Below are 15059 nucleotides of genomic sequence, written 5' to 3' on the forward strand. Positions count from 1 at the left end.
CTGCCATTTTTTAGTTTGTTTTTAGTCTTATTGGTTACTTTGTTGTATGGCAAAATATCTGATCAAAAACGCAACAATAGTTAATGAGGGTTTGCAACAACAAGCAGACGTGTATATCAATGAACAACGGATAGAAAAAATAGGGCAAAACCTGTCTGTAAACGGTGCGGTGGAAATTAACGCCGAAGGCTTGCATCTTTTGCCGGGTTTTATTGATGACCAAGTGCACTTCCGAGAACCGGGCTTAACCCACAAGGCCGAGATTTATACCGAAGCGAGGGCGGCGGTTGCTGGCGGCATCACGTCCTTTATGGAAATGCCCAACACCGTCCCCAACACTTTAACGCAAGAATTGTTGGCGCAAAAATATGCCATCGGCGCAAAGCGTTCTTTAGCCAACTACTCGTTTTTTATGGGCGCTTCTAACGATAACTTAGAGGAGGTTTTGAAGACCGATATTACCAACGTTTGTGGTATTAAAGTGTTTATGGGTTCATCCACGGGTAATATGTTGGTAGATAATGAGCAAACTTTAGAAGGTATTTTTAAAAATGCGCCAATGTTGGTAGCTACGCACTGTGAGGATGAAGCCACCATCAGACATAACTTGCAAGTGTTTAAAGAAAAATATGGTGATAACTTAACGCCCGAAATGCACCCTTTAATACGAAGCGAAGAAGCTTGCTACCTATCTTCGTCTTTTGCGGTAGGGCTGGCCAAAAAATACAATACGCGTTTGCATATTTTGCATATTTCTACCGGTAAAGAAACATTTTTATTTGACAACCAAACGCCTTTAAAAGATAAGCGTATCACTGCCGAGGCCTGTATTCACCATTTATGGTTTTCTGATGCAGATTACCAAACCAAAGGCAATTGGATAAAGTGGAACCCGGCGGTTAAAACGGCCGCAGACCGTGATCAGATTTTGACTGCCGTTTTGGATAACCATATTGATGTTATTGCTACGGATCATGCACCGCACACTATTGAAGAAAAATCGCAACCTTACAGCAAAGCGCCATCTGGCGGGCCTTTGGTACAGCACGCGTTTAACGCCCTTTTTGAGCTTTATCATCAAGGAAAAATCAGCCTCGAGAAAATCGTGGAGAAAACATCGCATAGTTTGGCCACTTGTTTTCAGATAAAAGATCGCGGTTTTGTTAGAGAAGGCTATTTTTCCGATTTGGTTTTGGTGGATTTACAATCTTCTTACAAAGTTGAACGAGACAATGTGCTGTCTAAATGCGGTTGGTCGCCGTTTGAAGGGCAAACCTTCAACTCTCAAATTACGCATACTTTTGTAAGTGGGCATTTGGCTTACAACAAAGGAGTTTTTGACGAAAGCGTTTTAGGGCAAAGGTTAAGTTTTGAAAGATAATTATCCGGTTTTTGGATTTGCACTAAACCGTAACCGCCGAATTGGAGTTTTGGGTTGTTTTTAAACGGCGAAGAGCCAGCAACAATGCCGGAATTTGAAAATGGTGTGAGACAAAAAAGCGGCATGGTTTGGGAGACCTACCGCTTTTACACACCTATTTAGAAACCTAAAAAAGACCATGTCTTTTTTAATTTTTGGAGAGCTATTAATGGGGCTTTAAAACTTCTTTAAACAAGTACGATATAAAGCCACTAAAAATTCTTAACCTGCCTGTTAGTTTAAACATGCTCAAAAATCGGCAAAGAAAGCATAGGTTGTATCCGTACATACCCGTATTTGTGAAAAATACCCTAAAGTAGGTATCAGGATTTTCTCACATTCCAAGTAAAATATTGCACAATCAACAACAACTTGCTACTTTAGCAACGATGGAGAATTTTATAGTTTCTGCAAGGAAATACAGGCCGGTTTTGTTTGAGAGTGTAGTGGGACAGTCGCACATCACCAATACGCTCAAAAATGCCATCAAAAACAATCAACTTGCACAAGCTTTTTTATTTTGCGGTCCGCGTGGTGTGGGTAAAACTACCTGCGCACGTATTTTAGCCAAAACCATCAACTGCACTAACCTAACGGCGGACCATGAAGCCTGTGGCGTTTGCGAGTCTTGCGTATCTTTCCAAAACGGAAATTCGTTTAATTTTCATGAGCTGGATGCCGCCTCGAACAACTCGGTAGATGATATCCGCAACCTGATTGACCAAGTGCGTATACCGCCACAGGCCGGTAAGTATAAAGTTTATATTATTGATGAGGTGCACATGCTTTCGCAAAGTGCTTTCAACGCTTTTTTGAAAACCTTGGAAGAACCGCCAGCATACGCCATTTTTATTTTGGCAACCACAGAAAAGCATAAAATTTTACCAACTATTTTATCCCGTTGCCAAATTTTTGATTTCAACCGGATCAGGGTAGAGGATATGGCGCAGCACCTTGCGGGCATTGCCACCAAAGAAAATGTAAGCTATGATATGGACGGTTTGCATTTAATTGCGCAAAAAGCCGATGGTGGTTTGCGCGATGCGCTGTCTATGTTTGATCAGATTGTCAGCTTCTCTAACCGTGCGCTTAGCTACCAAGCGGTAATTGACAACCTAAATATTTTAGATTACGATTATTATTTTAAGCTAACCGATTTGTTGTTGGCACAAGATACGCCGGGCGCTTTGTTATTGTTTGACGATATTTTAAACAACGGTTTTGATGGCAACCATTTTATTACCGGCTTGGCATCGCACCTAAGAAATGTGCTGATTTGCCGAGACGCCAGCACTGTTAAATTGTTGGAGGTTAGTGAAAACATCAAAGCCAAATATTTAGAACAGGCTAGGCTTGCGCCAGCTTCGTTTTTGTTAAGTGCTTTAAATATTGCCAACCAGTGCGATTTGAATTATCGCCTAAGCAAAAACCAGCGTTTGCAGGTAGAGCTTACGCTGATGAAGATTAGCCATTTGGCACAAGCTTTACAGCTAAGCCAATCAGAGAATGTTCAGCAACTGGCCGAGCAACTAAAAAAAAAACCTAAAACTTTAGCGGCGGAAGCCGAGGTAAGCTATGGCAAAACTGAGCCAGTAGTAACGCCAAAGCCTCAAATCCCTGTTTCTTCTGAAAAAAAAGCTGTCGAAAGTGTGGCAACACCTGTCCCAGGCAAGCCATCTGCAGCGCCTTTGCCTAGCGCCGGAAAATCTTTGCTAAACAGAGATTTAAAAGCCTCTATTATCCCAAATTTAAAAGATCCGTCAAGCATCAAATCAGAAGACAACGCGGAAGCGGAGAAGGTGATTTTAAGCGGTGTGGAACGCCAACCGTTTACGCAAGAAGATTTAATTAAGCAGTGGGTTACCTACTCGGGCATTGTGAAAGCGCAAAACAAAATGAGTTTAGTTGCCATCTTAGAAAATTACACACCTATCTTAAAGGAAAATTTTCGGATAGAGTTGCCAATTGAAAACAAACTACAAGAAACCGAGCTGACCTATGAAAAAATTGATTTGCTCAATTTTCTGCGCCAAAAATTGCTCAATTTTCAAATCAGTTTGGATCCGGTAATTACCGAGATTAAGGAAGGCAAAAAGCTGTACACCGCAAAAGATAAATATTTGCACATGGCCGAAAAAAACCCTGCTTTAGATGAGTTTCGCAAGGTTTTTAATTTGGATCTGAACTAATCTGTATCCTAGATTTCGAACTTTATCCAAGCTGTACCCTCATAACCGAAAGAAAAATATTTGGGGGTAATAATCTCTGCCAAAATTTCTATGGTATCTACAATTCGGGGTCCGCTACGGTTAAAATAGGCATTGCCATCCGCAATATAAACGCTGTTGTTTTTAACGGCTTCCACATCGCGCCAGCCGGGTTGGTTTAGCAACAAATCAATTTCTTGTAAACTCCGGCCAATATCAAAACCACAGTTAGCGATTACAATAATATCCGGATTGGCATCATAAATCTGTTGCCATTCTATAAAAGGCGAATGCTTCCCATTTTCGGCCAGTATTGGTGTTCCTCCGGCAATTTCCACCAGCTCTGGCACCCAGTTTCCTGCAATCATCAAGGGCGAAAGCCATTCTATTACAGCAACTTTGGGCTTATCTGGAAAAAACTTAAGCTTGTGTTTTATAATGTCAATGCGTTCTTGGAGGTCTTCCAGAAGCTTTTCTCCGGCATCCTCAGCATCTAAAACCTTAGCCAAATCTGCTATTTCTTGCAAAATATCCTGTAAAGTATTTGGTGCCAAAGAAAAAAGTTTGGTGTCTTTACTGGCTATATCGCGCAAAGCAAGTTCCACATCTTTTTCGGCAACGGCGCACACTTCGCACTGGTTTTGGGTAATCACCACATCGGGTTGTAAATCGCCAATTAGCGCTTTGTCAATTTTGTAAACCGAAAGCGCGTCGTAAACGGTTTGGCGTACTTTTGCATCAATTTCTGCACTGGAAAGCTCGTTGCCAAAACTGGCTTCAGAGCATACGGGCAATGTTTTTATACTTTCGGGATAGTCGCATTCGTGCGATATGCCAACCAGCTGTTTTTCTAAACCTAAGGCGCAAACCATCTCTGTGCCGGCAGCCAATAAGGAAACAATTCTTTTTTGGGGCATTTTGCTGTTTTTGCCCAAAGATAAAGTTTTATGCGTTGGCTAAGGGCTTTGTGACGACAATCAGTGTTGCATTAGGGTAAAAAATAACGTGAGTTTTTGAGCAAGGCAAGGCCTGTTAAAGTGATAAACCCAAGCCAAACGAGAAGTTGCGTTTTGCAGCAGGGTTAAAATATCTGCCACCAAAGGCATTTAAATCGTTACCTAAACTGTAACTAACATTGCTAATATTATTTGCGCTTAAGCGGATGTTGAGGGATGTTTGTTTCAGTTTTTTATTCCAGATTAGGGTTGCATTTAGTAGATGATAGCTTTTTGCAAACACCGTTTCGGCATCATTAAGCGATGTTTTGGCCTGATAATAATGTTGCACACCCAAGTTTAAATTTTGCGGTAAAGCAATTTCTAAGCTTTGGCTAAACGTGCTTTTTGGTACGCCTGTAAGCCGGTTATTGCTGTAATTTTCATTGCCGATTATATAATCCCGAAACTTAAAATTGGAAAAAGTGCTGGCCATGCGCCAATCTGCTTTTTTAAATAAGGAAGCGCCGTTCCATAAGTTTGCATTTAGTTCAATTTCTAATCCTTTTTGTTTAGTTCCGCCGGCATTTACATAGTAATCTTCATCATTAGCAGCCACACGTCTAACTATGGCATCGTTTAAGCGATAATAAAATGCGGCGATATCTAAGTAAAACCTTTCTGAGGATGTTTTTGTGCGAAAGCCTATTTCATAATTCCAACCTTTTTCTGCTTTCAAATCAGGATTAATAGTTGCGTCTGACGCCCGTATTTCATCTTTGGTAGGGCTTGCGTAGCCACGGCTGATGATGGCGCGAAAGGCGTTATTTTCTGTAAATAAATAGGATAACGCCATGCGGGGCATCAATTCCGGATCTGATTTTACAGATCCGTAGCCCTGTTGATTGTTTGATTCTGGTAAGGCATTAAAATCAAACTTGTTAAAATTTAAACTGCCCGAGATTTCTGCGGTTAAGCGTTTGCTGATTTCAGTCTTAAATCGTGCAAACAAAAACTGTGTCTCATTTTTTATCAGGTCGGCGTTAAGGATGTTGCCTTCAACACCACCGTTATTGTCATAATTTCTAATTTTAAACCGGCTGTGCTGATACTCGTAGCCCACATTTAGGGAATAGCTTAAACTGTTTTTATAATTATGCTGATGGCTAAAAAACGTGCGTAAAGCCAGGCTGTTTTCGTCGCGTTTTTCGTAATTGGTGATAAAAGGGTTTTCAAAATCGGTACTCATCCCCGAAAGGGAAATGTGGTGTTGCCAACTTTTACTGAGTTGGTAAAAGTGCGTTAATCCACCAAAAAAACTGCGGTTATAAATCCCCGCTTGTTGCTCCTTTGCGCCGGGCGCGCTTGCAGTTGCCGGTCGGGCTTGACGCGGGTTTTCCGAAGCTTGTTTTTCAGTTAATCCGCCGGGAGTTTGATATTTCAAATCGCTGTAAAAGCCAGAAAATTTAATGTTTGCCTTTGATGTGTATTGCAACTGTTGCTGAGTTTGAAAATACCAGCGTTTCATTAAACTTTGCTCGCGGTAGCCATCGCTGTATTGGTAAGCTTGGTTTAAGGTGTATTGATAACGCTGATGCTTTTTGTGAAGATGGACGTTTTCTCTGTAAAAGCCGTAAGAGCCAAAGCTTCCGTTTACATTTATCTCTTGTTTTGGATTTTGAGAGCTCAATAATACCACTCCGCCAGAGTTTGCCCCGAAGAGACTACCGTCTGGCCCTTTCAATATTTCTATACTGCCCAGGGCAGTTTGGTCTATCAAATTTAAATAGGTGTTTCCGCTGGCATCTGTTAAGGGCAAGCCGTCAAAATAAACTTTAACATTACGGACACCAAAAGGCGAGCGGAGTAAACTTCCACGGATAGACAGGCGGTAACTTCCGGGCGAGCGTTCTTCCATTTTTACGCCGGCAACGGTGTTCAGTACGGGTAATAAAGAGGTGCCTTGGTTTTGTTCAATTTGGGTTTTGCTTAGCGCGGTGACGGTTGACGGTAGGTTAAATAATTTGTTTTCTGAGAGATAGGCGCTTACCACCACTGGCTTTAAGTGTAGCGTACTATCTGTAAGTGATTGTGCTTTTGCCGTTAGGGAGATTAGTGTGGCAACCAGTAAAATGGTTGTTAAACCGTTAATCGGCCGAACAGACTTATAGGTATAAATCATAAGTAATGTAGCGATGGTTATTCATCTACTCTGTGCGCAATATCCATTTTTTGGTGCAAGATTCTAATTATTTCTACTTGTTGCCCACACGTTTAGCTAACCTGAAGAAGATGATATGTGACTGGATTTTTACACCACGATAGCCGTCTCTGAGATTTTCATAACTTTTACCCCTGTTAAGATCTTGAGTAATATGATGGATTTCGGCAAAAATTAATTCAATGTATTTATCAGCTTGCTGCTTTGACCAGTTTGTATAGGGTTTACAAAATCGTCCAGATAATCCCCCAATGAAAAAGAGGTGCTTTTTGACATAACGTTCTCGCGCTAAATAATTTATAAATATAAGTAATTCGTTAACAAAGCTTTTAATTCAGCTCCACAAACTTCAAACACACGGGGCTTCCAACTTCGTTTGTTTCGCTTAGGCATTTTAGTAAACCTGTTTTTTTGTCGCGTTTAAATACCACAATATTATTGGTGTACTGGTGGGCCACCAACAGGTAATTGTCTGTTGGGTCAATCACAAAATTGCGCGGACCTTTGCCTCTCGTGCTTTCATTAGCTACTCTCTTAAGTTTTCCGTCGGCTTCTACCGCAAATATCGCGATGCTGTTGGCGTCGCCTCGGTTGCTGGTGTATAAAAACCGTCCATCGGCAGAAAGGTGGATATCTGCCCCGCTATCTTCACCCTTAAAATCCGGAGCGTTTGTATTTATTTCTTGTATTAAAGTGGTTTTATGATTTTTATATTCAAATACAGAAACATAAGCTTTCATCTCGGACATTACGTACAGCCTATCGCCCTGTTTGTTAAAAGTAAAATGGCGCGGTCCAAAACCTGCATCAATAGTGATGTCTAACTCGGGGCTTGCCGTTAAAGGCTTCTTATCTTCGGGATGATAACGGTAAGCTACAATTTTATCAGTACCTAAATCTGCTGCGTAAAGAATAGTTCCGTCTGGCGAGAAATTGGTAGAGTGCACATGAGGTTCATTCTGTCGATTTTTATTTACGCTGCTTCCTTCGTGTTTAAGTAACTGAGCTAAAGGCGCCAAGCTTCCATCTTCGTTAATCGGGAATACGCTCAAACTTCCGCCGTTATAATTTGCCGCAAAAAGAAACTTTTCGTCAGGCGATAGGGTAACGTGGCAAGGCGCCGCACCTTGTGTAAGCTCCGAATTGATGAGTGAAAACTTGCCTGTATTCTTATCGTATCTGAAAGCACTTACCGCGCTGTTTTTGGCACCTCCTTCGTTTACGGCATAAATATGTGTGCCATCTTTATTTAGAACTAAATAAGATGGATGAAAAACATGATCGGCTTCAGACTTTAACTCCAAGCCACCATTAAAGTTAAAGCTAAAAAGACCGTGGCTTTGCGTTTTTGTGTAGCTGCCTACAATTAGTTGATTTTTCATGGTTCTGGTTTGTCCCAAACCTAGCAATGGCATAAATAATACCAGTAAAAATGCGGTTTTTCTGAGGATCATTATTTGATGATTTTTTCTGCAATATAAGCATCAAAAACAAAAAAGCCTCTCCGGCTGCGGAAAGGCTTTTTTTATACGATGTTTATGCTGTTACAAACTTGCAACCGTTTGGTTATTTTCGTTGATATGGTTACTGCTTAATAAATTTGAGCGGTAGCTGTCGCTTTTGCCGTTAATAAAAAAGCAGGTTTTTCCTTTGATCAGTTCAATCACTTTGGCATTCAGTTTTTCCGACACTGCCGGGCAACCAAAGCTTCTGCCCAAACGGCCAGTTCTTTTAATAAAATCTTCACTTACATAGCTTGCGCCATGCACCACAATTGCGCGGTTGCGTGCCAAATCATTAATGCCCTTATCTTGGCCATCCAATTTTAAAGATAAACCGTGTTTGCCAAAGTAGGTTTCACTGGCGATAAAAAAGCCTAAGCTACTTTGGTGCGATTCGGCAACGTTAGAAAAGTTGGTGGCCATATTTTCGCCACTGCCTTGCCCGTGCGCTACATAAGTATTTAGCAATAAAGCTTTGTTTTTAAGATCCACAATCCACATCCTTTTGCTGGTGCTGGGTTTGGTGAAATCTACAATAGTGATGATGTTTTTGTCTGCGTTTAGCAAATGTTGCTCGTTCAGGTTTACAAATCCCGCCAGAGCTTTCTCAAACACCGTTAGGTCCAGGTTGCTTTCGGCTAATTGCGCATCAGTATAAATATCACTGGCAAAATTGGTAAAAGAAAACGGCGTTTCTTTAACAAAGGTTACTGTGTCTGCCTTAGCTTTAACAGTGCCATCCGCTTTAGGCGTTTTCCAACTCAGGTTTAAAAAAATGATAGCAAATGCAATTAATAAAAGGGATTTTAAAGAATACGATTTGAATTTTTTATTTCTCATTAGGTTCATAGGTTTTCTCTTTCTTTTATAGTTAATCTTCATTTTTGCAGAAAGTAACCGATTATTTTAGTTTCATGACATTTCGTAAACATGTTGCGGAAATGCTTTGATGAAAAAATAAAAATAAGCTTAAATTTTTTGGGAAAAAATTAGAACCGCCGCAATACTTCTTTAGAGCGGATAACTGGGAGAAGAGACGGCTTTAGTGTTTGTTTGGGAAAAGCCAAATTTGAAAGAAGGCTTATGATCAGGTTTAAAAAACGCATAATGTTATTTTTTTAAGAGCGTGTTGAATAAAACGTTGTATTTGCGTTTTTTATTGTTTTACTAAAGGTATATTTTTAAACCTTCTTCGTGATTGCTTGCTTTTTCAACCTCTTTGCGGTCTTTTCGTTTGGCAAACAAGGCTAAGAAAAATACCAACAGACTTAATTCTAACAAGATAGTTCGAAGTAATAACGAGCCAAAAAATGCGCCACATACGTTAACTAAAGTTCCAAGCAACACACAAAGAATTAAAAATCTGTAACGGTACAACATAGCAAAAACAAAATGGTTTTGTTACTAGTACGTTGCTATAAGCTAAAAAGTTACATGGTTTTCGGATAAAATTGCAAAAAGTTAACAGCACAAAAAAAGCCTCCGTTTTGGCAGAGGCTATATTGTTTTTTTTGATTTTACTTTTGTAATAAGTTTTTCCAGCTTACTAAATCACCAATAATCCGGTTTAAATCGGCAATGGCAACACGCTCTTGTTCCATACTATCCCTATGGCGTATGGTAACCGTGTTGTCTTCTAAAGTATCATAGTCAATAGTGATGCAAAAAGGTGTTCCAATAGCATCTTGGCGGCGGTAGCGTTTTCCTATGGCGTCTTTTTCATCGTAAGCCATATTAAAATCAAACTTCAAAGCATCCATAATTTCACGCGCTTTTTCTGGCAAGCCATCTTTTTTGGTCAGCGGTAAAACAGCTGCTTTATAAGGCGCCAAAGCTGGATGTAAACGCAATACCGAGCGCGAGTCTTGCTTGTCTGCTGTGCTTAAATCTTCTTCTTCAAAGGCGTTCACTAAAGTTACCAGAAAAAAGCGGTCTAGCCCGATGGATGTTTCAATCACGTACGGCACATAATTTCCGTAAGGTTTACCGGTTTCTGGGTTTACTTCCGGATCAAAATATTGCATTTTCTTTCTCGAAAATTCTTGGTGCTGACTTAAATCAAAGTCAGTACGCGAGTGGATGCCCTCCACTTCTTTAAAACCGAAAGGGAACTCGTACTCGATATCCACGGCTGCATTGGCATAGTGCGCTAGCTTAGCGTGGTCATGAAACTGGTATTTTTTAGGATCAGTACCTAAAGCCAAATGCCATTGCAAGCGTATCTCTTTCCATTTATTGTACCACTCCAGTTCAGAGCCAGGGCGTACAAAAAACTGCATTTCCATTTGCTCAAACTCGCGCATACGCATAATAAACTGGCGCGCAATCACCTCGTTTCTAAACGCTTTACCTATCTGTGCAATACCGAAAGGGATTTTCATGCGCCCGCTCTTTTGAACATTCAAAAAGTTAACGAAGATGCCCTGGGCCGTTTCTGGGCGTAGGTAAACCTCTTCTGCACCTTCGGCCATTGCGCCAAATTGCGTAGCAAACATCAGGTTAAACTGGCGAACATCTGTCCAATTGCAAGTTTTAGATACTGGGCAGGCAATTTTATGTTCTTCAATTAAGGCCTTTAAACGTGGCAAGTCTTCCGCTTTCAAAGCCTCGTCCATATCAGCTTGCAGGCTTTCTGCATTTTGTTGGTCACCGGCGACTTTGTAAGCTTCAATTTTATCTTCCAAAAGCTGGTCCGCGCGGTAACGTTTTTTAGAGTCTTTGTTGTCAATCATCGGATCGTTAAAACCGTCCACATGCCCGCTTGCTTTCCAAATTTTCGGGTGCATAAATATCGCAGAGTCTATCCCCACAATATTTTCGTTTAGTTGCACCATCGCTTTCCACCAATAGGTTTTGATGTTGTTTTTAAGCTCGGCGCCCAGCTGTCCGTAATCATAAACGGCACTTAATCCATCGTATATCTCACTGCTTTGGAACACAAAACCGTACTCCTTGGCGTGCGAAATCACATTTTTAAAGTTTTCTTCGTTATTTTTCGACATGATGCTGCAAATATAGCATTACCTACTATGCGCAAGCTATTTTCGGCTTAAATTTTTATGAATCAGGTTTTTGAGCCTTTTGAACGTAAATGGTAGGTTTTGGGCGCTTTAACACGCCATCCGCTGTATCTTTTTTTACGCTCCCGCTTTTGCCCACGCAAAAAAAGTATGCCGCTGCTGTCGTTAGCGCAATCCGGACAAATTGAGATTCCTTTTGCCTTTGTCTTTAATCTTTTCTCGCTCAGCTAAAGCCTGGTGCTGCTAACGGTGTTGATGTTTAACATACGGTTACTGCTATCATAAAAGCCGATATCGTACCTTTGCCAATCTAAATTAATTCCTACAGAACTTTGGTTGAAACCTAAAAAGTCATCGTTCAAAATAGATGCGCCTACGGAGATGCAATCTAAAAAAGCGTAATCACTTGATTTTGGATTTAGAGGAAACACCCAGCTAGATTTTACTGTTACCGAGGTAGTTTTTTGTTGCAAAGCCCTTTCTTGCATCGGCTTTAACTCAAATTCCGCAGCCGGTCCGGCAAATAATGAAATACGTGCACCTTTATTTATCGGAGAGCGGATAAAAAGCGCTTCTGCCTGTGGGCCGGTAAATAAGCCATTGCTTAGTTTTTGGTTGTAACCCAATTTTATCCCAAACAATGATTTAATGCTGGTAGAAGTGAAAAGTGTTGCCACTTTAATGTCTACGCCCACATAAAAATGCGATTTTTTATTTACCACAAGCTCTTGCGCAAAACTTTTACACAACAGCAATACTAAGAAAACGAAGCTAAGGCAGATTTTTTTCACGTAACAATCTCAATTTGAAGGATTGTACGTGCATCAAACTGCTAAGGTTTGTCATAATTTAGTTTTCTGGGCGCCCAATAATCTTACCCTTCAAAAATAATTGCTCTTCTTGTTCAATGGCTTTTTTCTCCGCTAAGCTTTGCTCTGTGCGCGATAACTTTTTCATGTCGGGCTGGCCCGCATCTACCCAGGCCGAATACCAATAGCTGCCTACCATTAAAATGGAATTTCGCATTTGTTGCTCCACCATCCCGTTCAGTGCATCGTGATAGGCCTTTGAATATTCTAATGAGTATTCTTTAGTTACTCGGTTGTTGCGCTCGTTAAAAGTGTACTTCCGGTCCGGTCGAAAAGATTTGTTCAATCTTTTTTCGATTAACAATGTAGAGTCTAACAAAGAGAAAGTGTGTTCTACGATATCCCAAGCTTTATCCAGCGGATTTTGTATGTAAACGGCCTTTCCAACAAAATAGTCGTAGTCGTCTGCAAAAACTTCGGGCAGGCGGCTTTCCCAAAAGCCATGTATGCCTATTTGGTTGGTAAGCTGCCCGTTATAATTTTCTGAAGTATGCAAAGGCACGTGGGCATCAGCTATATAATGTCCTAAATCGGCCGAATATTTTAAAATTCGCACAGAATCGCAGTTTTTAAAAGCATCAACTAATTTGTAATAAGTGCGATGAATTTGCCAGGGCACAATCCCGTAAGCGTACAGCGTATCTTCGCTTAATTTAGTGGCAGCTTCGTTCCATTTTCTGGGTATCACTTTAAAGGGCTCTTTGCCGTAATGATCGGCGTCTAAATAGTGCCGCGCGGCCTCCAAAGAATCTGCATAACGGCGTTTATCAGGGTCTACCGCATGTACCGTTATGTAGTTGATGTTTGATTTATAAAAGCCAATCAGATCTTTTGGCAACGTAAATACGGCTAAACGGTTAATGCGCTGGTGCGCAAAAAATCCCCAAGAGCTGAATAAAATGATACTGCCTAGGCTTAGGCATATCCACAAAATTTTTTTAGGTATAGGTTTTCGGTTCATTGGGTGGTTTAGGGTTTTAAAGAAACATCAAATTAAAATTAAGGCATAGCGCTCATATTCAGTATTTTTTAAGATATTAAATTTTATAAAATGCATTTGCTTTTAAAAATATTAGCGCTATATTTGCATCCCTCAATAGAGGGAATGTTTTTTAAAGGAATAAAGAGCTAAAAATGGCAAATCATAAATCAGCATTAAAAAGAATCAGAGCAAACGCAGCTAAACGTTTACGTAACAGATACCAAGCAAAAACTACCAGAACTTTTATCAAAAGGTTACGTAATGCTGTTAGTAAAGAAGAAGCATTGGCTTTATTGCCAAAAGTTAGCTCGATGCTAGACCGTTTGGCAAAGAAAAACGTTATCCACAAAAACAAAGCTGCAAACAACAAAGCTAAGTTGAGCAAGTTCGCTAACTCTTTGTAGTTTAACCATATCTTATTTTGAGGCAGGGCTCTATCGGGTTCTGCCTTTTTTTGTTGGTTTTTGTGTAGATTTATTTTTGTATGAGTTTACCTTACGAACAAAAAATCACCATCAAAGCCTGGGCAGAGGAAGACCGTCCGCGCGAAAAATTACTTGCCTTAGGCAGAAGAAGCCTTTCCGATGCCGAACTGATAGCCATACTCATTGGCTCGGGCTCCACTACCGAGTCGGCGGTTGATTTAAGCAAACGTATTTTACACAGCTACAATAATGATTTAGGTAATCTTTCAAAGCTTTCTGTGCAAGAGCTGTGCAAGTTTAGAGGAATAGGCGAAGCAAAAGCCATTACCATTATTGCCGCTTTAGAGCTGGGCCGCAGGCGTAAAGAGACCGAAGTACCGCTACCCAGTTCAATTGGCTGTGCAAAAGATGCCTTCAATATACTGGCGCCTTATTTTGCTGATTTACTGCACGAGGAGTTTTGGATTTTATTGCTTAACAATTCGCACAAATTGATTACCAAGGTTTTAATTTCTAAAGGCGGTGTAGCAGGCACCATCGCCGACCCTAAAATCATCTTTAAAACCGCTTTAGAACATAATGCGGTTAACATCGTATTGGCGCACAACCATCCGTCGGGCAATTTAAAACCTAGCCAAGAGGATGTTAGTCTGACTAAGAAAATGAAAAGCGCAGCCAACATGCTGGATATGAAAATTTTGGACCACATTATTATTGCGGGTAATAAGTTCTTTAGTTTTGCTGATGAAGAGTTGTTGTAATCCATAGTTGTTTTGATTGTCGAAAATTTTAGATCATATCAATTATCTTCCACCTAGTCACTTTGTTTTGTCAAAAAAAAGCGAGAGTCTTCGCATCTTATAACATACTGGCTTCAAAAATGATATATTTGTTATATCAAGATTGTGAAAGTGGAAGCATTGTTAATAGAACCATCTGACGCTAAAAGTTATGAGCTTATTGCCGAAATGGCCAAGCAATTAGGTAGTCGAGTTAAAGCAATTTCTATTGAAGAGAAAGAAGATTTGGTTTTTGGAGAAATGATGAGCGAGGCTAAAACCGGCGAGTATATTGGTAAAGATGTTCTTCTAAAGAAATTGCGCTCTGCAAAATGATTTTAAAGATTTGAGAAGTCATTTTATAAAAGCTTGGATAAGATTGATTATGGGAAAATTGCAGATAAGATAGAAGCCGTTTTATCAAATATCGAAGCCGCGGAAAGCATTCGGGAAATAAGAAATATCAAAAAAATGACCGGCTACAAGTCTTTTACCGAATTAAGCTGGCAGATTATAGGATTGGGGTTGAATTAGAGGATAGCAAAACCATGGTTTTGATTTTAATTGCCCACCGGAAAGATATTTGCAAAAGATTTCCATAAAAATAGCGTCGAGGATCCATCCGGGTCAAAATCGCTTGTTGATGAAAAATATGAAAAATATGAAAAACATGGTTGAAATTTTTGGCCAAATCAAAAC

The 15059-nt window shown here is 40.3% G+C and carries 14 protein-coding genes; 6 read left to right on the forward strand and 8 right to left on the reverse strand.

The window, feature by feature from the left end; all coding sequences use genetic code 11:
* The first annotated feature begins 46 nt into the window (after nucleotides 1-46).
* Nucleotides 47-1381 carry a dihydroorotase gene (locus tag BCY91_RS05235; RefSeq protein WP_120180970.1) on the forward strand — a complete coding sequence of 445 codons (1335 nt, stop codon included), beginning with the start codon at nucleotides 47-49 and terminating at the stop codon, nucleotides 1379-1381.
* Between the two features lie 428 nt (nucleotides 1382-1809).
* Nucleotides 1810-3609 carry a DNA polymerase III subunit gamma/tau gene (locus tag BCY91_RS05240; protein ID WP_120180971.1) on the forward strand — a complete coding sequence of 600 codons (1800 nt, stop codon included), beginning with the start codon at nucleotides 1810-1812 and terminating at the stop codon, nucleotides 3607-3609.
* Between the two features lie 8 nt (nucleotides 3610-3617).
* Here BCY91_RS05240 and BCY91_RS05245 read toward each other — a convergent pair whose 3' ends face one another.
* The 8 genes from BCY91_RS05245 to BCY91_RS05285 form a co-directional block, all read right to left on the reverse strand.
* A complete protein-coding gene (locus tag BCY91_RS05245; RefSeq protein WP_120181053.1) occupies nucleotides 3618-4544 on the reverse strand; it encodes a cobalamin-binding protein in 927 nt (308 codons plus the stop codon).
* Between the two features lie 115 nt (nucleotides 4545-4659).
* Nucleotides 4660-6744, reverse strand: a complete 2085-nt coding sequence (locus BCY91_RS05250) for a TonB-dependent receptor (RefSeq protein WP_120180972.1) — start codon at nucleotides 6742-6744, stop codon at nucleotides 4660-4662.
* 73 nt (nucleotides 6745-6817) lie between these two features.
* A complete protein-coding gene (locus tag BCY91_RS18040; RefSeq protein ID WP_120181054.1) occupies nucleotides 6818-7117 on the reverse strand; it encodes a type II toxin-antitoxin system RelE/ParE family toxin in 300 nt (99 codons plus the stop codon).
* On the reverse strand, nucleotides 7113-8165 hold the full coding sequence (locus BCY91_RS05260; RefSeq protein WP_182995310.1) for a lactonase family protein: 1053 nt from the start codon (nucleotides 8163-8165) through the stop codon (nucleotides 7113-7115). Before BCY91_RS05260 ends, BCY91_RS18040 begins: the two co-directional genes overlap by 5 nt.
* A gap of 162 nt (nucleotides 8166-8327) precedes the next feature.
* Nucleotides 8328-9125: a murein L,D-transpeptidase catalytic domain family protein gene (locus tag BCY91_RS05265; protein ID WP_120180974.1), complete on the reverse strand. Its 798-nt coding sequence runs from the start codon at nucleotides 9123-9125 to the stop codon at nucleotides 8328-8330.
* A 677-nt stretch (nucleotides 9126-9802) separates the two neighbouring features.
* Entirely contained in the window at nucleotides 9803-11287 is a 1485-nt protein-coding gene (locus tag BCY91_RS05275; RefSeq protein ID WP_120180976.1) for a glycine--tRNA ligase, read from the reverse strand.
* A gap of 245 nt (nucleotides 11288-11532) precedes the next feature.
* Nucleotides 11533-12096, reverse strand: a complete 564-nt coding sequence (locus tag BCY91_RS05280; RefSeq protein ID WP_147387911.1) for a hypothetical protein — start codon at nucleotides 12094-12096, stop codon at nucleotides 11533-11535.
* A 58-nt stretch (nucleotides 12097-12154) separates the two neighbouring features.
* Nucleotides 12155-13135, reverse strand: a complete 981-nt coding sequence (locus tag BCY91_RS05285; RefSeq protein WP_120180978.1) for a zinc dependent phospholipase C family protein — start codon at nucleotides 13133-13135, stop codon at nucleotides 12155-12157.
* 173 nt (nucleotides 13136-13308) lie between these two features.
* On the opposite strand from BCY91_RS05285, the gene rpsT reads away from it, so the two are divergent.
* From rpsT to BCY91_RS17545, 4 genes are all read left to right on the forward strand, one after another.
* Nucleotides 13309-13560, forward strand: a complete 252-nt coding sequence (rpsT, locus tag BCY91_RS05290; RefSeq protein WP_120180979.1) for a 30S ribosomal protein S20 — start codon at nucleotides 13309-13311, stop codon at nucleotides 13558-13560.
* Between the two features lie 80 nt (nucleotides 13561-13640).
* Nucleotides 13641-14342 (forward strand): RadC family protein, encoded by a 702-nt coding sequence (gene radC, locus BCY91_RS05295; protein ID WP_120180980.1) that lies wholly within the window; start codon nucleotides 13641-13643, stop codon nucleotides 14340-14342.
* 150 nt (nucleotides 14343-14492) lie between these two features.
* Nucleotides 14493-14696, forward strand: coding sequence for a hypothetical protein (locus BCY91_RS05300; RefSeq protein WP_182995311.1), 204 nt, complete (start codon nucleotides 14493-14495; stop codon nucleotides 14694-14696).
* Nucleotides 14697-14729: 33 nt separating this feature from the next.
* Nucleotides 14730-14894, forward strand: coding sequence for a hypothetical protein (locus tag BCY91_RS17545; RefSeq protein WP_182995312.1), 165 nt, complete (start codon nucleotides 14730-14732; stop codon nucleotides 14892-14894).
* Nucleotides 14895-15059: the final 165 nt, after the last annotated feature.

It is taken from the genome of Pelobium manganitolerans, from assembly GCF_003609575.1.
In the GTDB taxonomy this organism is placed as follows: domain Bacteria; phylum Bacteroidota; class Bacteroidia; order Sphingobacteriales; family Sphingobacteriaceae; genus Pseudopedobacter; species Pseudopedobacter manganitolerans.